Raw genomic sequence first — 22488 nt, 5'->3', positions numbered from 1 at the left:
AGTCCCATGCGCGTAATGGTCATCGACGATTCCAGCGTGGCGCGTCAGTTGCTGCGCACCCTGCTCGAGAGCGAAGGCTACGACGTGGTCGAGGCCGGCTCCGGCCTGCAGGCGCTGGAACTCGTCACCCGGGTGCAGCCGGACCTAGTCACCATGGATGTCCACATGCCCGGCATGGACGGTTTCGACACCACCCGGCGGCTGCTCGAGGTCTATGCGGTGCCGGTGGTCATCGTCACCGCCAGCGCCAACACCAAGGAGGCCGGGACGGTCATCCGGGCACTCGCCGCCGGGGCGCTGGCCGTGGTGGAAAAGCCGCGCGGGCCGCTGCACCCGCAGTTCGACCCGCACGCTGTGCAACTGATCCAGACGCTGCAGCGGGTGCAGACGCTCACGGTACGCTCGCCGCCGCCCCGGTCGGGGCCGACGGGGGCCGACCCGGCGCGCTGGGACAAGCCGATCCGGCTCGTCGCCATCGGCGCTTCGGCCGGCGGCCCCGCCGCGCTGAAGGTGCTGCTGGGCGGCCTGGATCCGCCCTGTCCGTGGCCGATCCTGCTGGTGCAGCACATCGCCGGCGGTTTTCTCGACAGCCTGCGCGACTGGCTCAGCCTGCAGTCGACGCTGCCGGTCCACATCGCGCGGCCGGGTGAGCCGCTGCAGCCCGGTCATCTGTACCTGTCGCCGGAGGCGCACCATCTGGCGGTGAGCCGCGATTTGCGCTTCAGGCTGGCACGTTGCGAGCCGCAGGAGACGGCCTGCCCGTCGATCTCCCATCTGTTCGACGGACTGGCCGACGAACTGCAGGGGGAGGTGCTCGCCATCCTGCTGTCCGGCATGGGGAGCGACGGCGCGGCGGCGCTGGCCCGCCTCAAGGCCAAGGGGGCGCTCACCCTGGTGCAGCAGCCCGACAGCGCGGTGGTGAGCGGCATGCCCGCCGCCGCGATCGAACTGTCGGCGGCGTGCCGCGTGCAGTCGCCGGAAACCATGGCATTGACGCTCAACGGCCTGATGCGGCATGCCTGAACCATTGCTGATCGAGAGGCAGTCCATGTTGCAGGGAACCGACATTCTGATCGTCGAAGACAGCGCGACCCAGGCGCTCCAGTTGCAGGCCCTGCTCGAAGGGCACGGCTGCCGGGTGCGGGTGGCGCGTGACGGCTACCAGGCCTTGCGCGAGGTCGCCGGACAGCTCCCCACCATCATGATCAGCGACATCATGATGCCGGGGATGGACGGCTACGAGCTGTGCAGCCAGCTCAAGGCGGACCCGGCCACGGCCATGATCCCGATCATCCTGGTCACCACCTTGTCGGACCCGCGCGACGTCATGCGCGGCCTGAGCTGTGGTGCCGACAACTTCATCCTCAAGCCCTACGACGAAAAATACCTGCTGTCGCGCATCCATTACTTCCTGGCCAACCAGGCCTTGCGCCAGCCCGAGCGCGCGGCCGTCGGCATGGCGGTGATGCTGGAGGGCGAGCGCCACTTCATCACCTCGGCGCGTCAGCAAATCCTCGACCTGCTGATCTCGACCTACGAGCAAAGCATCCAGCTCAACCAGGACCTGAAGGCCAAGCATGCCGAACTGTCGCGCTCGCACGCCCTCCTGGACGGCCTGTTCCGCTTTTCGGCCGCCATGTCCGCGGCGCAGACCGAGCATGACGTGATCGGGCGGGCGCTGGAGGAGGTGCTGGCCTTCCCGGACGGCGCCGCCGCCTGGCTGCTGCTGGCCGATACGCAGGCCCTCGCCGAACCGATGCAACTGGCGGGGTGGAATGGCCGGCTGGACGAGCCCGCCTTGCGCCGCGCCATCGCGGACGGCTGTCCCTGCCTTTACGCCGGCCGCCAGGAGGAGTTGCGGCAGGCGTTCAACATCGCGCAATGCCCGGCCCTGTGCGACGCCGGGGAAGGGCACTGGCACGCCTGCAGTCCGCTGCTGCTGGGGGACGAGGTGATCGGGGTGCTCAACGTGCTGCGGGCCGGCCGCGTACCGTGGGACGAGCCGGCGCTGGACGCCTTCACCATGATCGGCCGGCAGCTGGCGGTGGCGCTGGCCCGGGCCCGGATGTTCGAGAGCCTGGAGTCGTTGGTAGCCGAGCGCACCCGTGCCCTGCGTAGCGAAATGGGCGAGCGCGCGCGTGCCGAGGCGGCCTTGCGCCAGAGCGAGGCGCTGCTGCACAAGGTGCTGGAGACGCTGCCGGTCGGGGTCTGGGTGACCGACGAGAAGGGGGGAATCCTGCTGCACAATTCCGAGGGGGAGCGCATCTGGGGGGCCAACCCGGGTAGCGAGCCGCAACGACGCTGGTATGGCCCGCAGGGCCAGCAGATTGCCGCCGACGACGGCGAGCTGCTGCGCACCATCCGCCACGACGGCACCGTGCACAACCCGGTGCGCCAGATATTGTCGTTCGACGGTGCGGCGCGCACCGTGCTCGACGCCGAGGTGCCGTTGACCGACGACGACAATCAGGTCCGGGGCGGCATTCTGGTCGAGCAGGACATCACGGCGCAGCAGGTGATCGACCTGGAACTGCGCGTTCGCCAGCGCGCCATCGAGGCCAGCGTCAACGCGGTGCTGATCACCGACAATCGCCGTCCGGACAACCCCATCATCTACGTCAACCCGGCCTTCGAGCGCATCACCGGCTACGCCCGTGCGGCGGTGATCGGCCGCAACTGCCGCTTCCTGCAGGGCCGTGACACCGCCCAGCCGGAGCTGACGGCGATCCGCCGCGCGCTGGAGAACCGGCACGAAGGCAAGGCGCTGCTGCGCAACTACCGCAAGGACGGCTCGATGTTCTGGAACGAGCTGCGGGTGGCGCCGGTGCGGGACAGCCAGGGCGAGGTCAGCCATTACATCGGCGTGCTCAACGACGTGACCGAGGCCAAGCGTTATCAGGAGGAGCTGGAACGCCAGGCCAACTTCGACACCCTGACCGGCCTGCCCAATCGCAACCTGCTGCAGGACCGGCTGGGCCAGGGCATCGCCGTGGCCAGGAGCAAGGACGAGCGCTTCGCCGTGGCGCTGCTCGATCTGGACAACTTCAAGTACGTCAACGACAGCCTGGGGCATACCCTGGGCGACGCGCTGCTGATCGAGGTGGCGCGGCGCATCGAGAGCAGCGTGCCGGCGCTGGCGACGGTGTCGCGGCTGGGTGGGGACGACTTCGTGCTGCTGCTGCCCGGGGTGAAGACCGCCGAGCAGCTGGATCTCGCGCTCAAAAACGTCACCGACCAGCTGAACCAGCCGGTCGAGCTCAGCGGCACCGAGCTGTTCCTCTCCGCCAGCATCGGCTGCTGCTTCTACCCGGACGACGGCAGCAGCGTCGACGAACTCCTGAGCAACGCCGACACCGCCATGTACCAGGCCAAGGCGCTTGGCAAGAGCCAGGTGCGTTGCTTCGCGCTGCACATGAACGACCGGGTGCAGCGGCGGGTGGAGCTGGAGGGCGCCTTGCGTCGGGCCATCGCGCAGGACGAGTTGACGATGTACTACCAGCCGCAGCTGGACCTGCAGAGCGGCCGGCTGTGCGGCTTCGAGGCGCTGTTGCGCTGGCGCCGGGGGGAGCGGCTGATCTCCCCGCTCGAGTTCATCCCCATCGCCGAGGAAACCGGGCTGATCCGCGAGATCGACCGCTACGTGATCCGCGCGGTGTTCCGCCAGGTCGAGGAATGGCGCGCCGAGGGGCTGGACCCCGGCGAGGTGGCGATCAACATCTCCGCCCTGAGCCTGCAGGAAGCCGGCATCGTGCCCTATATCGCGGCCGAGATGGCCAGCCGCCGCCTGCCCCCTGACGCCATCAAGCTCGAGGTCACCGAGAGCCTGCTGATGAAGAACGTCGATACCGCGCAGCAGGTGATGTCCGAACTCAAGGCGCTGCACCTGAAGTGGTCGATCGACGATTTCGGCACCGGCTACTCGGCCTTGAGCTACCTGCGCCGCTATCCCTTCGACCAGCTCAAGATCGACAAGAGCTTCATCGACGACGTCAACGTCAACCCGGAAAACGCCTCGATGACGCGCGCCATCATCAGCATGGCGCGTTCGCTGCGCATCGCCGTCATCGCCGAGGGGGTGGAGAATCGCGAGCAGCTGGGGTTCCTGGTCGAGGCCGGCTGCGACCAGATCCAGGGCTACTACTATTCGCCGCCGCTGACGGCCGAGGCGTGCCGGCAGTGGCTGATCCACCGCGGGCCGCCCGGCCCGGACCAGGCTTCGGCCAACCCTGCACGCCGCCACGCCGGTAACGACGCGCCCACCGGCTGACGCTGCTGCCGCGGCCGTGGCGTGCGGCTTTGAGGTGCCCGCTCCGCCTTCGCTTCCACACTTTGCCCCGTGTCCGCCGGCGATCCGGTCATGACGCGTTTTCATCCGGCCGGACGGGGGGGCGCCATCCCCAGGGGGCGCCTGCGGCCTCGCCGGGCACATGACCGCGACGGGAAGGGAACAATCGCGACGCGGGCCAGTCCCGTCATATCGATGCCGCGGCGCCCTCCCGACCAGGCGGGCGCATCGCGCCGGCACCCCCCCATCCCGAGCGCTTTATTGCCTGCTTGGCGGGCGGGTAGGCGCTGAAATCGATCGGGCAGGCTGTCATAATGACAATGAAAACAACAAGGGGTTATGCCGTGAGCGAAAGTGAGCAGGACAAGGGCGTGATGAGGCGTCGCCGCTGGCCGTACTGGGTCGGCGGTGGCGCGCTGGCACTGGTGGCGGCGAGCTGGGGAGCGCTGGCCTGGGTGGTGCCCGACGTGGCGCGCCACGCCGCCGCCGACTGGGCGCAGGGCAAGGGCCAGAAGCTCAGCATCGGCACGATGAAGATCGAACCGTGGTCGATGAAGGTGGAGCTGGGCGACGTGCGCCTGGCCGAGGGCAACGGTGCGCCGCTGTTTGCCGCCCGGCGTCTGGTGCTGGATGCCGAGCCGACCGCGCTGTTCATCGGGCGCTGGCGCGCCGCGCTGTTCCAGCTCGACAAGCCGCAGTGGTTCGTCGAGCGCAACGCGCAGGGCGAATGGAACTGGGCGCGCTTCGTCAAGGCGGTGAGCGGTCCGGCCAAGCCCGCCGCCGAGAGCAAGGGCGAGTTGCCCAAGCTGGTGCTGGACCTGTTGCAGCTTAATGGCGGCGAAGTGCGCATGGTCGATCACTTCGGCGGCGAGACGCGTGCCTTCGATCTCAAACCGGTCAACCTGACGCTGAAGGAGCTGAGCACGCTGCCGGTGGACGGTGGCAGTTACACCTTGACCGCCGAGCTTGGCGACGGCGCGAAGTTGGCCTGGAAGGGTAACGTGGGGCTGCAGCCGCTGCAGTCGTCCGGCGAGGCCCGGCTCGACAAGCTGACGCTTGCCAGCCTCTGGCCCTACGTGCAGCCGTTCTTCCATACCGCCCCGCCACAAGGCGAGCTGGCCGCCAGCGCGCGCTACCAGTTCGACCTCAGCGGCAAGACGCCGCAGCTCAAGGTGGCGCCGTTCAACGCCACGCTCAACCAACTGCGTCTCGCCGCCCCCGGCGGCGGCAGCGCGCTGGCACTGAAGCAGCTGGCGCTGGAAGGCGGCCGCTTCGACCTGGCTCGCTCCAGCGTCGACATCACCCGGCTGCGCCTGGCCGACGGCGAACTCTCCGCCCAGCGCAACGGTGCCGGGCAGCTCGACTGGCTCGCCGCACTGCCGCCCGCCAAGCCCGAAACGGCGCCGGCCAAACCGTCACCATGGCAGGTCAAGGTCGGCGAAATCCGCGCCGAGAACTGGCGCTACCGTTTCGGCGATGCCGGATTCGTCCAGCCGCTCGAGGTGCAGGCCGCCATGCCGCTGCTCAGCACACAGCTGGCCGTCGGGCCCAAGGACGGCGTGGTGCTGAGCAAGCTCGGTACGCAGCTGGCCGAGATTGGTGTCGGCGCAGCCGGCAGTGCGCCCACCATCAAGCTAGCCTCGGCGGCGCTCGCCGACAGCGAGCTGCGGCTGGCCAAGCACGATGTGCACCTGGGGGCGCTGACGCTGGGCGGCCTGGTGGCCGACGTCGAGCGCAACCGCCAGGGCACGATCAATCTGCAGCAATTGTTCGCCAAGTCTTCGGCCAACCCGGTGGTCAAACCGGTGGCAGCCGAGGGCGACGCCCCTGCCTGGCAGCTGCACTACCCGACGGTGACGCTGGAAAACGGCCGCCTCAACTGGCTCGACCAGACCCTGCCGCGCCCGCTGCGCGCCACGCTGAGCGAGCTCTCCGTCAACGCCGCGCCGCAGGATTCGGGCGCGCTGGCGCTGGACGTGGACAGCCGGCTGGAGTCTGGGCGGCTGGCGGCCAAGCTGACGCTTTCGCCGGATGGCGCCGCGCTGGGCGGCAAGATCACCGCCAGCGCCGTGCCGCTGGCGCCGTTCGCCCCGTACGCGCTGAGCGGCACCGTGCTGAAACTGGCCGGCGGTACCCTTTCGGCCAACCTCGACGTCGACGCCGGCAGCAAGGGCTGGAAGGTGGGAGGGCAGGGGGCGCTGAACCGGTTCTCGCTGCTCGAGCCCAACAACCGCCAGCCGCTGCTGGCCTGGCGTCAACTGGCGCTCAACGGCCTCAGCGCCAGCAGCGGCACGCCGCTCAAGGTGCAGCTGCGCGAGGTGCGCCTGAGCGACCCGGTGGCGCGGCTGATCCTCAACCAGCAGCGCCAGCTCAACGTCAGCAACCTGCTGGCCGGCAAGCCCGCCGCCGCGGCTCCCGCCCCGGTCCCCACCGCCACGCCGGCGGCCCCGACCGCGCCGGCCAGGGTCGAGGTCAAGGCGAAGAAACCCGCCGCGACGGGCGCGCCGCAGGTGGAAGTGCGCACGGTGCACGTGCAGGGCGGCGACATCGAGTTCGCCGACCTCGGCATGAAGCCCAGCTTCGCCACCCGCATCCACAACCTGCGCGGCTCGATCCAGGGCTTGTCGAGCCAGCCGGGACGACGCGGCACGGTGACGCTGGACGGCGACGTCGACCAGTACGGCGACGTGCGCGTGCGCGGCGCGCTGGCGCCGCAGGCCGTGACCGACGACGCCGACATCACGCTGGCGTTCCGCAATATCCCGCTCACCAGCCTCAACCCGTATTCGATGAACTTCGCCGGCTGGAAGGTCAACGACGGCCGGCTGTCGGTCGACCTGCGCTACCTGCTCGACAAGCGCCAGCTCAAGGCCGAGAACCGCGTCGTGATCGACTCGATCCAGCTCGGCGAAGAAGTGCAGGAGCCCGGCGTGACGCGCCTGCCGCTGCGCCTGGCCGTGGCCCTGTTGGAAGACAGCGACGGCCGCATCGACCTCGACCTGCCGATCAGCGGCAGCCTCGACGACCCGCAGTTCAGCTACGGCCGCGTGGTGTGGAAGGCCTTCGTCAACGTCATCACCAAGATCGTCACCGCGCCGTTCAGGGCGCTGGGGGCGCTGATGGGCGGCGAGGGCTTCGACGAGGTGCGCTTCGTCGCCGGCGAGGCCAACGTGGCGCCGCCCGAGCGCGAAAAGCTCGACAAGCTCGCCGCCGTGCTGGTGAAGCGCCCGCGCATGACGCTGGTGCTGGCGGGCACCTACGACCCGGCGGTGGAAACGCGCGAGCTGGCGCGCGCGCGCATCGACCGCGCCATCCTGCAGGCTGCCGGCCACAAGCTGGAAGCGGGCGAGCCGCTGCCGCTGCCCGACCTCGACGACCCCGCGGTGCAATCGGCGGTGAAATCGGTCTTCGCACAGCGCATCGGCCGGCTTAAACTGGTGCAGCGGCTGCTTTCGCTGCCGGACAACGTGGCGCGCTACAAGACGCTGCGCGAGCAGCTGATCGCCGCCGAGCCGGTCTCCGAAGCTGAGCTCAAGGCGCTGGCCCAGGCGCGCGTCACGGCGGCGCGCCAGGCCATGCTCAAGACCGACCCGACGTTGGCCGAAAGGCTGACGCTGGGCGAGGCGAAGCGGGTCAAGGCCGACGGCGACGGGGTGGCACTGGCTATCGCGCTCGGCAGCCGCTGAGCGCCGGCGAACGATCGGCGGTACGCCGCGTCGTTGGCGCAGGATGGGTTGCGCAGCACGTCACCCATCCTGTGGAACGCCGTTCCCGCGTCCGACGGGATGGCGCGCTCGTAACGATTTCTTGTCCTCGCTTCAGCTACCGAGGGAGCTTGACCAACATCAACGCCCGGCCGCGCTGGATAGCGTGAAATGCCGGTTTTGCCGCACCGAATGCCAGTTAGGGAGGGGGAGTAGTGAAACAGGAAAACGTGGCCGCCATGAGCGAACAGGCCATCTCGCGTGAAGTGCTGCTGGAGAAATACGCCAAGGGCGACGAACAGAGCGTCGCCGACGTGCGCCGCCGCGTGGCGCGCGCGCTGTCCGGCATCGAGGCCGAACCCGTGCGTTACGAGGCGGCGTTCTTCGACGCGCTGCAGCGCGGCTTCATCCCCGGCGGGCGCATCAACTCCGCCGCCGGCACCGAACTCAAGGCGACGCTGATCAACTGCTTCGTGCAGCCGGTGGGCGACGCCGTCAGCGAGAGCGAGGGTGGCAAGGTCGGCATCTACGAGGCGCTGCTGCAGGCGGCCGAAACCATGCGCCGCGGCGGCGGCGTCGGCTACAACTTCAGCCGCATCCGTCCCAAGGGCGCGCGCGTCAAGGGCACCCACAGCCGTGCTTCCGGCCCGGTGTCGTACATGCGCGTGTTCGACCGCAGCTGCGAAACGGTGGAATCGGCCGGCTCGCGGCGCGGCGCGCAGATGGGCGTGCTCAACATCGAACACCCCGATGTCGAGGACTTCATCCACGCCAAGGACCAGGGCGACCTGAAGAATTTCAACATCTCGGTTGGCGTCTCCGACGCCTTCATGCAGGCGGTCGAGGCCGACGGGCCGTGGCAGCTGGTACACGCCGTCGAGCCGGCCAGCGACGCCTTCCCCGAGGCCTTCCGCCGCGACGACGGCCTGTGGGTGTACCGCACCGTGCGCGCCCGCGAGCTGTGGCGCCAGATCATGGAATCCACCTACGACCACGCCGAGCCGGGGGTGCTGTTCCTCAGCCAGATCAACCGCGACAACAACCTCAGCTACTGCGAGGTCATCGAGTCGACCAACCCCTGCGGCGAACAGCCGCTGCCCGACTACGGCTGCTGCGACCTGGGCTCGATCAACCTCGCCGCCTTTGTCGAGCACCCCTTCACGCGCCGTGCCCGCTTCGACTTCAAGGCCTTCGAGACCGTGGTGCGCAGCGCGATCCGCATGCTCGACAACGTGCTCGACCTCACCGTCTGGCCGCTGTCCGAGCAACAACGCGAGGCGCAGGCCAAGCGCCGAGTCGGCCTCGGCTTCACCGGCTTGGGCGACGCGCTGATCCTGCTGCAGATCGCCTACAACAGCCCGCAGGGACGGCAGATGGCGGCCAAGTTCGCCGAGACCATGCGCGACGCCGCCTACGACGCCTCGGTCGATCTCGCCATCGAGAAGGGCGCGTTCCCGCTGTTCGAGGCCGACAACTACCTGGCCGAACCGCACTGCGCCAGCCGCCTGCCCGAAGCGATCAAGGCGCGCATCCGCCAGCACGGCATCCGCAACTCGCACCTGCTCTCCATCGCCCCCACCGGCACCATCTCGCTGGCCTTCGCCGACAACGCCTCCAACGGCATCGAGCCGCCGTTCTCGTGGTATTACACCCGCAAGAAGCGTATGGCCGACGGCTCGCAGCAGGAATACCGCGTCGAAGACCACGCCTACCGCCTGTACCGCCTGAACGGCGGCGACGTCGAGAAACTGCCGCCGTACTTCGTCTCGGCGCTGGAAATGAGCGCGCTCGACCACATGCAGATGGTGGCTGCGGTGGCGCCGTACATCGACACCGCCATCTCCAAGACCGTCAACGTCCCGGCCGACTACCCCTTCGACGAGTTCGAGCACCTCTACCTCGAAGCCTGGAAGGCCGGCCTCAAGGGCATCACCACCTACCGCCCCAACAGCGTGCTGGGCTCGGTGCTGTCGGTCGAGCCGGCCCAGGCCGCGCCGCAGGACCTCCTGGCGAGCCAGGAAGGTGATCCGGACCGCCGCATCGCGCTGGTCAGCACCCCGAGCCCCGCGCTCGCCAGCCTGAAGTGGCCGCACCGCCCGCGCCTGAAGGGCGGCAACCCGTCGTGGACCTACATGATCGAGCACGACGACGGCGCCTTCGCCGTGTTCGTCGGCCATGTCGAAAACGGCCACACCCAGCCCTTCGAATGCTGGGTCAACGGCAACGAACAGCCGCGCGGCCTCGGCGCCCTGGCCAAAACGCTGTCGATGGACATGCGCTGCCGCGACAAGGCCTGGCTCGCGCTCAAGCTCGACGCCCTGGCGCACACCATGGGCGACCGGCGCTACACGCTGGAACTGGGCGAGCGCACGCTGCATGCCAGCTCCGCCGCCGCCGTGCTGGGCCAGGTGGTGCGCCACCGCGTCGAGCAGCTCGGCGCGCTCGACATGCACGCCGACGACACCTCCCCGGTGATGGACGCGCTGTTCGCCAAGAAAGAACCCAAGACCGGCACCGACGGCACCATGAGCTGGTCGGTGGACGTCAGCAATCCGCAAACCGGCGACGACTTCGTGCTGTTCCTGAAAGAGCTGGTGTTGCCCGACGGCCAGCGCCGCCCGTTCTCGATGTGGCTCGCCGGCAGCTACCCGCGCGAGCTGGATGGCCTGTGCAAGATGCTGAGCCTCGACATGCGCGTGATCGATCCGGCCTGGATCGGCATGAAACTGCGCAAGCTGCTCAACTACGCCGAACCGCAAGGCGACTTCTTCGCCCGCGTGCCCGGCAGCGACAAATCGCAAAGCTGGCCCTCCACCGTCGCCTACGTCGCGCGCCTGCTGATCCACCGCTTCGCCATGCTCGGTCTCCTCACCGAAGACGGCGTGCCGGTGGAGAACATGGGCGTGATGGTGCCGGAGCAGGGCGACCTGTTCGACAGCGTGCAAATGGAAACCGTCGCCCCGGTCGCCGGCAAACCCTGCCCGGAATGCGGCCACCACGCGCTGATCAAGAAGGACGGCTGCGAGTTCTGCACCGCCTGCGGCCATATCGGGGCGTGCGGGTGAGGTTTGGCTGGCTTAGGGGCTTGGCTCCGAATGACGAAACCCCGTGGCTGTGAGGCTGCGGGGTTTTTTGCGAAGGGTGCTGGTGGTTGGAAGTGGTCCAAGTGGCCCGCCACTCCGAGAGTGGCATGACATGATGTATCTTGTTTATGGTGTTTGAATATGTGATGTCGCTAAGCCAAGTAGGACAAGGTTTGCCGACGATTGTGGGCTCCTGTGAAGCAATAAAATACGTCTTTTGGGACAGCTACTTACACGCCAACAAGAGGCAATAGCATGCAAGACCGAATGGAAGAGGATCGAATCAGGGCTCTTACTCGAGACGAGCATGCGCGGTTCTCAAGTCGTGAGAGAGAACTGAACGAGTACCGGGAGCTACTGGAGATTCAGCAGCGAGATTTTGACTCTTATCGCAAGCGTGCTCAGGAGGAACAACTTGCGCGGGAGGCGGAATTCCAGAAAGAACGACAAGAGCGCGAGAAGATGTTTGCTCAACGTGAGAAGCAACTCACGATGCGGCACCACGACTTCGAAGAGCGCCTAATGCAGCGCCAAGCCGAGGTTGAACATCTTCGTGAGCGTTTACAGACCGAGATAGCAGTGCGTGAACAAAAGGTGCAACAGGCACTGGCCGATCTCGCCCTTGAGAAAGAACGATACAACGAGGAAAGCAGAAAGAAGATCGAACGTACGTCGAAGGATTACGTCGCTGATGCGCTTGAAACGTTGGATCAGAAGGAAACTCAGTTCCACACAATCTCAAAGATCTGGAGCAGTGTTGGGGCTGCATCATTAGCAGTCGCCATAGCCTTCTTTGCTTACGTCACATTGTTTACAGCAATTACAATGCCAAATCCAATTACTTGGGAGTTTTTGGCCTTTGCCGTCTTCAAAGGCCTAGTGGCAGTTGCCCTGCTAGCAGGTCTCGCTAAGTATGCGTTTCTTCTAGGGAACTCTTACATGCAAGAGGCGCTGAAGAACGCAGATCGTCGGCATGCCATCAACTTTGGCAAGTTCTATTTGGAGTCATACGGCGCAGCTGCTGAATGGTCTCAAGTTAAAGAGGCTTTCGAGCACTGGAATATTACGGGCACGAATGCATTCAAGAAAACAGAAGATTCTATGCCAGATATCAGCGCGCTTGAAAAAGCTATTGCGTTGGTGGAACGTGCAGGCAAAGCATTGCCGAAGCTGAAAGGTGATGGTGGTGGGGTATAACCGGTCGCTCAAGCCGATCTCCGTTGCCAAGGCCGTAACCCGCATAACCCGTAGGGTGCAATCGGAGCGTAGCGACATTGCACCGCCTGCCAACCTTATCCGGATAAGCGACCATGCCGAATTACCGCCGTGCCTGGTATCCGGGGGGCGCCTGTTTCTTCACGGTGAACCTGTTGGTGTGGCATGGCAACGATCTGCGGGTACGGCATATCGATGCTTTGAGGGAGGCGGCGCGCATTACCCGGCAAAGCCATCCCTCCTGAACGGTGGTTGCCGTCGATCACGGGCGCGGCTTTACGTGACGATCGCTTGGCCATGCGGCATGTCGCCATGCCGAGCCGGCGGTCTCGCCGGGGCTTGAGCGGCGGCGGTCTCGCCGGGGCTTGAGCGGCGGCGGCCAGTCGGCTGCCGGCGCTGATTGGCCGCGGCCACTCAATAATCGAAGGCGATGACCCCGGCCTTGAAGGGGCGGGTCTTGCGGAGGAGTTGTTTGTCGCGGATGAACCGGAGGACGGTCTTGATGGTTTCGTCGCGACTGCCGTCGGCAGACAGGATGAAAGTCAGGTTCCGCTGACAGACCATCGGCAGACTGCACACCTTCACCTCCGGCGGTTCGGGAAAAATGGACAGCCGGGGCAGAATCGAAAAGCCGAGGCCTTCCGCGACCAGCCCGACGATTCCGCTTTCATTCGCCTGCTTGCGCACTGGAACATGGGTGAAACCGTTGGCCCGGCACTGGTCGACGACCCACTGCATTCCCTGAGCCGAGAGCTGGATAAAGGGAAGAGGCGCCAATTGGTTCCAGTCCAGCGGATGGGCAATCTTCATGGATGACGGCAAGACCAGGACGTAGTCGTCATGCACGAAGGGAAGGCTGATCAGGCCGTTGTCCGCCGCCATCCGGATGACCCCGATATCGGCCAGCCCTTGCTTCACATGGGACACGATTTCCTGATAATCGGGAAAGCCATCGTTCACCTCGACGTGAATCTGCGGGTATTCCCGGGAAAGCGCCTCCAGCGCTGGCGGAATCAAGTAGGTTCCCGCGCTGCGAAAGCAGGCGATGCGGACCTTGCCCGCCAATGACCGGGCATGCCGGACCGATTCCACCATGCTCTGCCCGATATGGAGCATTTGCCTGGCCTTGGCCACGACCTGATGTCCGGCTTCGGTCAGGGTGCAGCCCGCTCTGGAACGATGCAAAAGCCTGGTTCCCAGGCTGGTCTCCAGCTCGGAAATGGCATGGCTGATGCGGGACTGGGTGCAGTCCAGCTCAGCGGCTGCGGCACTGAATCCGCCACAATCGACCACCGCGACCAACATCTCCAACTGGCTGAGTTTGATTTTCAGCATGCGTACCTTGCGCCTGGCTCCGGTTGTTCAACTTCCATCGAAATTTATCATACATGAAAGCGAGTTATCGGCATTTTCGGTATCGCTCCCCATGCCGGAGTCGGGATGATGGATGCTGGTTGAACGGTCATCGACACGGCTTAAAGGAGGCTAATGTGAACGCACTGACGACACTCGCTACCGTACTGGGCATCTACCTCCCTGTCATCGTCACCCCGGGACCGAATTTCCTGGTGGTCACCCAAACGGCGATTTCCTCATCGCGCGAGCAGAGCATCCATACCGCGCTGGGGGTGGCCCTGGGCAGCACCATCATGGCCTGCCTGGCGGTCACCGGGATGAACTTCCTGTTGCAGCGGTTTCCGCAGATACAGTTCATCATCCATGTGGCGGGAGGCAGCTACCTGCTGTATCTGGCCGGCAAAGTGTGGCGCGAAGGCGGTAAATCCGGTGCGGAGCAGCACCGTGCGACAGCGCACAGCAGCGGCCAGTCATTCCGTCGCGGCCTGGCAACCAACCTGACCAATCCCAAGGCATTGGCCTTTTTCTCGACCATCTTTGCCACGGTACTGACCCCGAGCTCTCCCGTCTGGTTGAAGGTGGTCTGCGTGGTGACAATCGGCCTCGTCTCGACGTCCTGGCATCTGTTTCTTGCCACTCTCTTTGCCTCGAAACGCATTCAAAAGCAGTACAGCGACTTCCAGGGGCGGATTCATGTCATCGCCGCTGCCGTATTGGCCCTCTTCGGCGCCGGTTTGCTGATCCTCTGAATGATGGCACCCCTCTTTGCCGCCGTGCCGGAGCGCGGGGCGGAGGCCCTCGTGTTTCTTCCCCGGAATCAGCGTGCGCGGTTGGGCGGCGCCATGTTGCCCGGCATGCGTCTCGGGGTGATATGGCCCGGCATCGGCTACAGTCAAAGCGGGGAGCGGCGGCGACAGCCCAGCTGCCGGTACAAGGTATCGCCGTCATGGGGTTGGCGCTGCCAACGAGGAGACATCACAACCATGTTGAGACGAGTCATTCTGGCCGCGCTGGTGGGGTCGGCCGCATCGAGCGTGCCCGCGCTGGCTCGGGAGTGCATCGAGGTGGTGTCCGCTGGTGGCGGTTATGCCTTCTGGCAGGCGGTCGGCGAGGGGGCGAATCAGGCCGGGAAGGAGCTGGGCATCGACATCTACTTTCGCGGCCCGTCCAATGAAGAAGACCGCGACGCCCAGGAAACCATCGCCAACATGATGTGGGATCTGCATTGCCAGGCGCTGGTGATGGCGCCCAACGCGCCGGAGCGGGCGCGCCTGGTCGAGCGGCTCAAGGCGCAGGGCATCCCCACCGTGTACATCGACCGCGATACCGGCGGGGCCGACGTCGCGGCGGTGGTGGCAACCAATAATCTTCGGGCCGGCCAGCTGGCCGGGGAGGAAATGGCGCGGGCGTTGGGCAAGAGAAAACGCGTGGCGGTGTTGCGGGAGCGCGCCGACGTGGTGTCGACCGAAGAGCGCGCCCGCGGCTTCATCGAGGCGGCCACCCGTGCCGGACTGAAGGTGGTGCGCAGTACCTACATCGGCACCTCGGTGGGGGATTCACGGGTCGAGGCGGAAAAAGTGCTGACGGCGCTGCGCGGCAAGATCGACGGCGTGTTTACCCCCAACGAGTCGACCACCCTGGGGGCGGTGATCCAGCTGAAGAAGATGGGACTGGCCGGGAAAGTGCTGCATATCGGCTTCGACAGCAACCAGTATCTCGCCAGCGCGGTGCGTCTGGGCGATCTCTACGGACTGGTCGTGCAGCGCCCGCGCGAGATGGGCTACCAGGGCGTGTCCCTGGCTTACCGCAGAGCGCAGGGCCAGACGATCGAGGTGCGCAACGTCGATACCGGGGTGGTGTTCGTGACCAAGGGCAATATCGATCAGCCGGACATCGCCAAGGCGTTGTACTGAGGAGACGACGGCGCACTTGCGCCGCCGTAGCCATCAATCATGCCGGCGCATTCGCAGGGGGAGGACCATGACGGTATTACTGCTGGGTTTGCTGATCTTTCTGGGCGGGCATTCGGTGCGTATCGTCGCCGCGCCTTGGCGCGAAGCGCAGATCGCCCGTTGGGGGCCTCTGGTGTGGAAAGGGGCGTTCACTTTAATGGCGCTGGTGGGGCTGGTGTTGGTCGTCTGGGGCTATGGGCTGGCGCGCGAGCAGACAGCGGTATTGTGGGCGCCGCCATTCTGGGCGCGCCATCTCGCCGCGCTGCTGACCGCGGTGTCCTTCGTGTTGTTCGCGGCGGCGAAAGTGCCGGGCAATCATATCAAGGCCGTGCTCGGCCATCCGATGGTGCTGGGAGTGCAGATTTGGGCGGTGGCGCATTTGCTCGCCAAGGGTACGTTGGCAGCCGTGGTGCTGTTTGGGGCCTTCCTGCTCTGGTCGGTGGTGGACTTCGTCTCGGCGCGCCGCCGCGACCGCGTGGCGGGAACGCGCTATCTGCCCGGGAGGCTGGAGCGTGATGTCGCCGCCGTGGTCGCCGGGCTCGTGCTCTGGGGCTTGTTTGCATTCCTGCTGCACGGCTGGTTGATCGGCGTGCGGCCGTTCGGCTGAACGGCCGCGCATCAGACCAGCCAGCGCCCCAGCGTGGCGGTGGCGATGGTCAGGAAGCCCAGCCAGAGGTTGATGCCCACCGCCTTGCGGATGCGGCCCAGCGCGTCGCCGCCGGCTTTCCATTCTTCCGCGGCGACGGCGCGTTTGAGTTCGGCATAGGGGCCAAAGAACACGTAGAGGTAGATCGCGATCATGGCGAGCCCGACCATCAGCATCAGGTGCCAGTTGAGCGGGGCGGCATCGAAACCGACGCGGGCGATCATGGCGAGCCCGCTCACTGGGATCAAAATGACAGCGCCCCACACCCAGACGAAGAAGCGCGCGAACACGCGCTGCCACAGCCTCAGCCGGTGTGGCGGGTCGAGCAGCTCGGCCGCACTCGGGCGCAGGCAGACGTAGGCGAAGAACATGCCGCCGACCCACAGGGCGACGCTGGCGAGGTGCAGGAAGCGGAACAGCGGTTCGGGAGTCATGACGTCGGTTCGATCTCGAATGGATGGGGATGCTGTCATTCTATACGGCCCGGCCACCCTTTGCCTCGCCCTGCCAGCGCCGGCCGATTCTGGCAGAATGGCGGGTCCATCCGCCTGAGGTTTCTTCGTGGTCAGTTCGTCCCTGCGCGTGCTGTCGCTCATCCCGCCGATGACGCAGCTCAATACCCCGTATCCGTCCACCGCCTACATCACCGGCTTCCTGCGTTCGCGCGGGGTGCCCGCGGTGCAGGAGGACCTGGCGCTGGCGCTGGTGTTGCGGCTGTTTTCCGTGGAAGGGCTGCAGGCGATCCGCGAACGCATCGACGCCATTCCGCCGAAGAAGCGCAGTGCCCAGGTGCACGGTTTCGTCGAGCAGTTCGAGCGCTATCTCGCCACCATCACGCCCACCATGGCCTTCCTGCAGGGGCGCGACTCCACCGTCAGCCACCGCATCTGCAGCCGCAATTTCCTGCCGGAAGGGGCGCGCTTCGCCTCGCTGGAGGTGTACGTCGATCCGGACGATCCCTACGGCGGCGATCCGCTGGCCTGGGCCTTCGGCGCCTTGGGGCAGCAGGACCGCGCGCGCCATCTCGCCACGCTCTACCTGAACGATATCTCCGACGTGCTGCGCGAGGCGGTCGACGCGCGTTTCGAGTTCGTGCGCTACGCCGAGTCGCTGGCGATGAGCCAGCCCACCTTCGAGCCGCTGGCCAAGGCGCTGGCCGCCAAGCCCTCGCTGGTGGACGACACCTTGCAGGCGCTCACGCTCGACGCCATCGAGCGCCACCAGCCCGAGCTGGTGCTGCTGTCGGTGCCGTTCCCGGGCTCGGTGTATGCGGCGTTCCGTATCGCGCAGACCATCAAGGCACGTTGGCCGAACATCAAGACCGCGCTGGGCGGCGGTTTCGTCAACACCGAGCTGCGCGAGCTGAAAGAGCCGCGCGTGTTCGATTACTTCGACTTCGTCACGCTGGACGACGGCGAAAAGCCGATCCTGGCGCTGCTGGAGCACCTGCAGGGCCAGCGTTCCACCTCGCGCCTGGTGCGCACCTTCGTGCGGGAGGAGGGCCAGGTACGTTACGTCAATCTGATGGAAGCCGACATCCCGTTTGAGGAGGTCGGCACGCCGACCTGGGACGGCCTGCCGATCGAGCGCTACCTGTCGCTCTTGGACATGCTCAACCCGATGCACCGGCTGTGGTCGGACGGACGCTGGAACAAGTTGACGGTGGCGCACGGCTGCTACTGGAAGAAGTGCAGCTTCTGCGACGTCACGCTGGACTACATCTCGCGCTACGAAACCGCCTCGGCCGCAACGCTGGTGGACCGCATCGAGGCGATCATCGCCGAGACCGGTCAGACCGGCTTCCACTTCGTCGACGAGGCCGCGCCGCCCAAGATGCTGCGCGCGCTGGCCGAAGAACTGCTGCGGCGCAACGTGTCAATTTCGTGGTGGGGCAATATCCGCTTCGAGAAATCCTTCACCCCGGAACTGTGCCAGCTGTTGGCCGAATCCGGCTGCATCGCCATCTCGGGCGGGCTGGAGGTGGCGTCGGACCGGCTGCTCAAGCTGATGAAGAAGGGCGTGTCGGTGGAGCAGGTGGCGCGGGTGACGCAGGGCTTCACCGAGGCCGGCATCCTGGTGCATGCCTACCTGATGTACGGCTTCCCGACCCAGACGGTGCAGGACACGGTGGACGCGCTGGAATACGTGCGCCAGCTGTTCGACAACGGCTGCATTCAGTCCGGCTTCTTCCACCGCTTCGCCTGCACGGTGCATTCGCCGGTCGGGCAGAATCCCGAAGAGTACGGCGTCACGCTGCAGCCTTTGCCACCGGTGAGTTTCGCCAAGAACGACGTCGGCTTCATCGACCCGACCGGGGTCGATCATGACGCCATGGGCGAGGCCTTGAACAAGGCGCTGTACAACTACATGCACGGCATCGCGCTGGACGAGGATGTGCGGCGCTGGTTCTACGGCCGGGTGCCGCGCCCGCGGGTGCCGCGCAACTTCATCGAGCGGGCGCTGGCCGCGCGCTGACGGCCGAACCGACGTGCCGGTCGGCCGCCGGTCGGCCGCCGGCGTTACGAGGCCTGAGCCGTCTGCAGCCGGCGATGCTGCTGCCGGATGCGGCGGGCGAAGACGGTGCCTAGCACCGGCGTGATGGCGGCGGCGGCGATGAACACCATGGTGGCGCCGGAGCGCGCCAGCAGGGCTGCGGCCAGCACCACCCCCAGCGACTGGCCGAGGAAAAAGGCCGAGGCGAACAGCGACACCGCGGTGCCGCGCACCTGCGGCGCCATCTGCGTGGCGTTGGTCTGCAGCGTGTTGTGCAGCATGTAGTAGCCCAGCCCCACCAGGTAGCTGGCCGGAATGGCCCAGGCCCAGGCATCGCCCAGCGCCAGCAGCAGCCAGGCGCCGCCGATCAGCACGCCGCCGCCGGCGGCCAGCCCCACTTCGCCGAAGCGGCGCACGAAATGCCGGGCGAACAGGATGTAGGACAGGCCGCCGATCCCGAAGAACGCCATCAGGGCGCCCGCCATGGTGAGCGACAGGCCGAAGCGCTGATGCAGGTAGGACGGCACGAAGGCCAGCGCGCCGAACACCACGATCCCTTCCAGAAACACCGTGAGCAGGATGACGCGCGCCCAGCCGACGCCGATCACGGTGCGGCCCTGGGCGAGGACGCCGAGCGTGCGCCCGGCCGGCGCCGGGGTGGGGCGCGCCAGCGGGTTGGCGCGCGACTCGGCCAGCACGCGCCACCCCACCAAGAGGTAGACCAGCGCCAGCGCGGCGAAGGCCCAGCGCCAGCCCAGGGTGTCGGTGAACAGGCCACCGATGAACTGGCCGCCGATCACGCCCATGATCTGGCCGCCGAGAAAGCGCGCCAGCGTGGCCTGGCGCTGTTCGTAGGGCACGGTGTCGCCGATCCAGGCCATGGAGAGCGGGATGATGCCGGCGGCGGTGACGCCGGTGAGCAGGCGCGCCAGCACCAGCCAGCCCAGCGAGTAGGACAGCGCCGCGCCCAGGCTGCCGACGAGGCTGGCCAGCGTGGTCCAGGCGATCATCCGGTACTTGCCGAAGCGGTCGCCCAGCGGGCCGAAGAACAACTGCATCAGGCCGTAGGCCACCGAGAACGACGACACCACCTGGGCGGCGTCGGCCGGCGTGGCGAGGAAGGCCTTGGCCAGGTTCGGCAGCATCGGGTCGCAAAGACGCGCCGAGGCGGAGCTGGCAAAGGCGGCGCAGGAGAGCAGGGTAATCGCCCGGCGGTGGTGTGGATCCAGTGAAGACATGAAATAGCAACGTGGGTGACAATTGATCTTGGTATTATACCGTCCAACATCATGTGTTGCCGCCGCGTATGGCGCCCTGGCTCGGGTCCTGGCGCCGAGCGGGCGGCGCTGCCGTTTTTCCCCTGGTCTCTAGCCATTTTGGGTGATTCGAACGCTTGATGTAGCGGCTTTTTTGGCTTTCGGGCCCCGCCTGGGTGATAATGTGGGGTTACGAAATACGGAGAGGCAACTAATGAAGCGCGTGGATGACTTTCGCCTGAGATTGGGCAAGCATGAACTGGTGCCCATCATGGTCGGTGGCATGGGGGTGGATATCTCGACCTCTGCTCTGTCCCTCGAGGCGGCCCGCCTCGGCGGCATCGGCCATATCTCGGACGCCATGGTGCCGACGGTTGCCGATCGCCGCTTCAATACCAAGTACGTTAAGAACAAGCTGCAGCAGTACAAGTTCAACGTCGCCAACACCGACAAGTCGGTGGTGCAGTTCGACCTCGGCCTGTTGGCCGAAGCCACCAAGATGCACGTCGGCAGCACCATGGACGCCAAGCGCGGCGAGGGCCTGATCTTCATCAACTGCATGGAAAAGCTGACGATGAACGCGCCCAAGGACACCTTGCGCGTGCGCATGCGGGCGGCGCTGGATGCCGGCATCGACGGCATCACGCTGGCGGCCGGCCTGCACCTGGGCTCGTTCGCGCTGATCGAGGATCACCCGCGCTTCCGCGACGCCAAGCTCGGCATCATCGTGTCGTCGCTGCGCGCCTTGCAGCTGTTCCTGAAGAAGAATGCTCGTCTTAACCGCCTGCCCGACTACGTGGTGGTGGAAGGCCCGCTCGCCGGCGGCCACCTGGGCTTCGGCATGGACTGGGCCGAGTACGACCTGGCGACCATCGTCGCCGAAATCCGCGACTGGCTGAAAGCCGAGCAGCTGGATATCCCGCTGATTCCGGCCGGCGGCATCTTCACCGGCTCCGACGCCGTGGGCTTCCTGGAAATGGGCGCTGCGGCGGTGCAGGTGGCGACGCGCTTCACCGTGACCCACGAGTGCGGCCTGCCGGAGAAAGTGCAGCAGGAGTACTTCAAGGCCAACGAGGACGACATCGAGGTCAACCAGATTTCCCCGACCGGCTACCCGATGCGCATGATCAAGCACTGCCCGGCCATCGGCGACGGCATCCGCCCGAACTGCGAGGCCTACGGCTACCTGCTCGACGCCAAGGGCAGCTGCGCCTACATCGACGCCTACAACCGCGAGGTGGCGGCGCACCCGGATGCGCGCCGCGTCAAGGTGTGGGACAAGACCTGCCTGTGCACCCACATGCGCAACTTTGATTGCTGGACCTGCGGCCACTACACCTACCGCCTCAAGGACACCACGCGCCGCAACGAGGACGGGACCTACCAGATCCTCAGCGCCGAGCACGTGTTCCGCGACTACCAGTTCAGCACCGACAACACCGTGGCCCTGCCGGAGTAAGCCGGGCGGCGAGCGCCGCTGGCGCCAGCAGACGAAACCCCGAGGAGCAATCCTCGGGGTTTCTGTTTTTCTGCCGCTTGGGCGGACCGCTATCCGTCGGCGGGCTCCCTGGACTGGTCATGGCCGGCCTGCGCCATCAGCCACTGGATGAACACCCCGAGGCGTGGCGACGGCGGCGAGCGCTCGGGCAAGACCAGGTAGTAATGCTGCGCGGCGCGGCTGGAGAGCACTGGGAAGGGGGCGACCAGGCTGCCTTGGCGCAGCGCCTGCTCGACCAGGCGCCGCCGCCCCATGGCCACGCCGACGTGATGCTGCGCCGCCGTCACGGCCAGGTCGGAGCGGTCGAAGATCATCGCCGGTGCGTCGTCGAGGCCGATGATGCCATGCTGCGCGGCCCAGGCCTGCCACTCGGCATCGTGGCCGGCCTGCGGCCAGGCGCGGGCGTCGTGCAACAGGGTGCAGTGCGCCAGCTGCTCCGGCCGCTCGAACAGCTGCCGGCGGCGGGCGTAGTCGGGCGAGCAGACCGGCGTCAGGGTTTCGTCCATCAACGGCAGCACGCGTTGCCCGGCCGCCGGCAGTGCGCCGTAGTACAGCGCCAGGTCGACCGGCTGGGTGCGGAAATCCACCTCTTCGTTGCCGGTGCGCAGGTCGAGCCGGATGGCGGGGTAACGTTGGCCGAAATCGGCCAGCCGCGGCACCAGCCAGCACTGCGCGAGCGACGGGCGGGCGAATAGTGTCAGCGTGCCGGACTGCTCGTGGCGGCGGATGTCGTCGATCTCCTGGCCGACGCGCTGCAGCGAGTCGTTGAGCAGCGCGAACAGGCGCCGCCCCTCGTCGCTCAGCTGCAGTTGCCGCGGCCGGCGCTGGAACAGGCGAAAGCCGAGCTGCTGTTCCAGCTTGAGGATGCGGTGGCTGACGGCGCTGGGCGTCAGGCACAGCTCGGCCGCCGCCAGGGTGAAACTCAGGTGGCGCGCGGCGCACTCGAAGGTGTGCAGCGCCGCGAGCTGGCCGCTGTCGAGGCGGGTGGGGTGTCCGGGGC

15 protein-coding genes are annotated in these 22488 nt (G+C 66.6%); 11 read left to right on the top strand and 4 right to left on the bottom strand.

Translation table 11 applies throughout. The features are described 5' to 3' along the window. Positions 1–6: 6 nt before the first annotated feature. The 6 genes from AC3WG5_RS18070 to AC3WG5_RS18045 all read left to right on the top strand — a co-directional run bounded on the left by AC3WG5_RS18070 (position 7) and on the right by AC3WG5_RS18045 (position 12532). On the top strand, positions 7–1023 hold the full coding sequence (locus AC3WG5_RS18070) for a chemotaxis protein CheB (protein ID WP_492570040.1): 1017 nt from the start codon (positions 7–9) through the stop codon (positions 1021–1023). A 25-nt stretch (positions 1024–1048) separates the two neighbouring features. Beyond that, positions 1049–4267: an EAL domain-containing protein gene (locus AC3WG5_RS18065; RefSeq protein WP_492570038.1), complete on the top strand. Its 3219-nt coding sequence runs from the start codon at positions 1049–1051 to the stop codon at positions 4265–4267. A gap of 362 nt (positions 4268–4629) precedes the next feature. Further along, on the top strand, positions 4630–7971 hold the full coding sequence (locus tag AC3WG5_RS18060; RefSeq protein WP_492570037.1) for a DUF748 domain-containing protein: 3342 nt from the start codon (positions 4630–4632) through the stop codon (positions 7969–7971). A gap of 233 nt (positions 7972–8204) precedes the next feature. Then, positions 8205–11054: an adenosylcobalamin-dependent ribonucleoside-diphosphate reductase gene (locus AC3WG5_RS18055; RefSeq protein WP_492570035.1), complete on the top strand. Its 2850-nt coding sequence runs from the start codon at positions 8205–8207 to the stop codon at positions 11052–11054. A 273-nt stretch (positions 11055–11327) separates the two neighbouring features. After that, positions 11328–12269, top strand: coding sequence for a hypothetical protein (locus AC3WG5_RS18050; protein WP_492570034.1), 942 nt, complete (start codon positions 11328–11330; stop codon positions 12267–12269). A 113-nt stretch (positions 12270–12382) separates the two neighbouring features. Then, a complete protein-coding gene (locus AC3WG5_RS18045; protein WP_492570032.1) occupies positions 12383–12532 on the top strand; it encodes a hypothetical protein in 150 nt (49 codons plus the stop codon). A gap of 169 nt (positions 12533–12701) precedes the next feature. Here AC3WG5_RS18045 and AC3WG5_RS18040 read toward each other — a convergent pair whose 3' ends face one another. Then, positions 12702–13622 (bottom strand): LysR family transcriptional regulator, encoded by a 921-nt coding sequence (locus tag AC3WG5_RS18040; RefSeq protein ID WP_492570030.1) that lies wholly within the window; start codon positions 13620–13622, stop codon positions 12702–12704. A gap of 155 nt (positions 13623–13777) precedes the next feature. On the opposite strand from AC3WG5_RS18040, the gene AC3WG5_RS18035 reads away from it, so the two are divergent. From AC3WG5_RS18035 to AC3WG5_RS18025, 3 genes are all read left to right on the top strand, one after another. Continuing rightward, a complete protein-coding gene (locus AC3WG5_RS18035; protein ID WP_492570028.1) occupies positions 13778–14392 on the top strand; it encodes a LysE family translocator in 615 nt (204 codons plus the stop codon). Positions 14393–14626: 234 nt separating this feature from the next. Continuing rightward, a complete protein-coding gene (locus tag AC3WG5_RS18030; RefSeq protein WP_492570026.1) occupies positions 14627–15556 on the top strand; it encodes a substrate-binding domain-containing protein in 930 nt (309 codons plus the stop codon). Between the two features lie 67 nt (positions 15557–15623). Continuing rightward, positions 15624–16202, top strand: a complete 579-nt coding sequence (locus AC3WG5_RS18025) for an NnrU family protein (protein WP_482584277.1) — start codon at positions 15624–15626, stop codon at positions 16200–16202. Between the two features lie 11 nt (positions 16203–16213). Here the strand turns inward: AC3WG5_RS18025 and AC3WG5_RS18020 are convergent, their stop codons facing one another. Then, on the bottom strand, positions 16214–16675 hold the full coding sequence (locus tag AC3WG5_RS18020) for a CopD family protein (RefSeq protein ID WP_014088115.1): 462 nt from the start codon (positions 16673–16675) through the stop codon (positions 16214–16216). A gap of 127 nt (positions 16676–16802) precedes the next feature. Here AC3WG5_RS18020 and AC3WG5_RS18015 point away from each other — a divergent pair, with 127 nt between their 5' ends. Further along, on the top strand, positions 16803–18716 hold the full coding sequence (locus AC3WG5_RS18015; protein WP_492570023.1) for a B12-binding domain-containing radical SAM protein: 1914 nt from the start codon (positions 16803–16805) through the stop codon (positions 18714–18716). A gap of 44 nt (positions 18717–18760) precedes the next feature. Here AC3WG5_RS18015 and AC3WG5_RS18010 read toward each other — a convergent pair whose 3' ends face one another. Beyond that, positions 18761–19972: an MFS transporter gene (locus AC3WG5_RS18010; protein WP_492570021.1), complete on the bottom strand. Its 1212-nt coding sequence runs from the start codon at positions 19970–19972 to the stop codon at positions 18761–18763. A 232-nt stretch (positions 19973–20204) separates the two neighbouring features. Between AC3WG5_RS18010 and AC3WG5_RS18005 the strand changes: the two genes are divergently transcribed. Beyond that, entirely contained in the window at positions 20205–21449 is a 1245-nt protein-coding gene (locus AC3WG5_RS18005; protein ID WP_008955042.1) for a nitronate monooxygenase, read from the top strand. Between the two features lie 89 nt (positions 21450–21538). On the opposite strand, the gene dsdC is transcribed toward AC3WG5_RS18005, so the two are convergent. Further along, the coding region (dsdC, locus tag AC3WG5_RS18000) for a DNA-binding transcriptional regulator DsdC (protein WP_492570019.1) at positions 21539–22488 on the bottom strand (950 nt) is incomplete at its 5' end.

The organism is Pseudogulbenkiania sp. FW507-F1, assembly GCF_058781125.1.
The sequence above is the reverse complement of the archived record's forward strand: the minus strand, read 5'-3'. Positions and strand labels throughout refer to the sequence as shown.

Coding starts and splice junctions, on each gene's coding strand:
- AC3WG5_RS18070 (WP_492570040.1), top strand. CDS start 7: ATGCGCGTAATGGTCATCGACGATTCCAGCGTGGCGCGTCAGTTGCTG.
- AC3WG5_RS18065 (WP_492570038.1), top strand. CDS start 1,049: ATGTTGCAGGGAACCGACATTCTGATCGTCGAAGACAGCGCGACCCAG.
- AC3WG5_RS18050 (WP_492570034.1), top strand. CDS start 11,328: ATGCAAGACCGAATGGAAGAGGATCGAATCAGGGCTCTTACTCGAGAC.
- AC3WG5_RS18045 (WP_492570032.1), top strand. CDS start 12,383: ATGCCGAATTACCGCCGTGCCTGGTATCCGGGGGGCGCCTGTTTCTTC.
- AC3WG5_RS18040 (WP_492570030.1), bottom strand. CDS start 13,622: ATGCTGAAAATCAAACTCAGCCAGTTGGAGATGTTGGTCGCGGTGGTC.
- AC3WG5_RS18030 (WP_492570026.1), top strand. CDS start 14,627: ATGTTGAGACGAGTCATTCTGGCCGCGCTGGTGGGGTCGGCCGCATCG.
- AC3WG5_RS18025 (WP_482584277.1), top strand. CDS start 15,624: ATGACGGTATTACTGCTGGGTTTGCTGATCTTTCTGGGCGGGCATTCG.
- AC3WG5_RS18020 (WP_014088115.1), bottom strand. CDS start 16,675: ATGACTCCCGAACCGCTGTTCCGCTTCCTGCACCTCGCCAGCGTCGCC.
- AC3WG5_RS18010 (WP_492570021.1), bottom strand. CDS start 19,972: ATGTCTTCACTGGATCCACACCACCGCCGGGCGATTACCCTGCTCTCC.
- AC3WG5_RS18005 (WP_008955042.1), top strand. CDS start 20,205: ATGAAGCGCGTGGATGACTTTCGCCTGAGATTGGGCAAGCATGAACTG.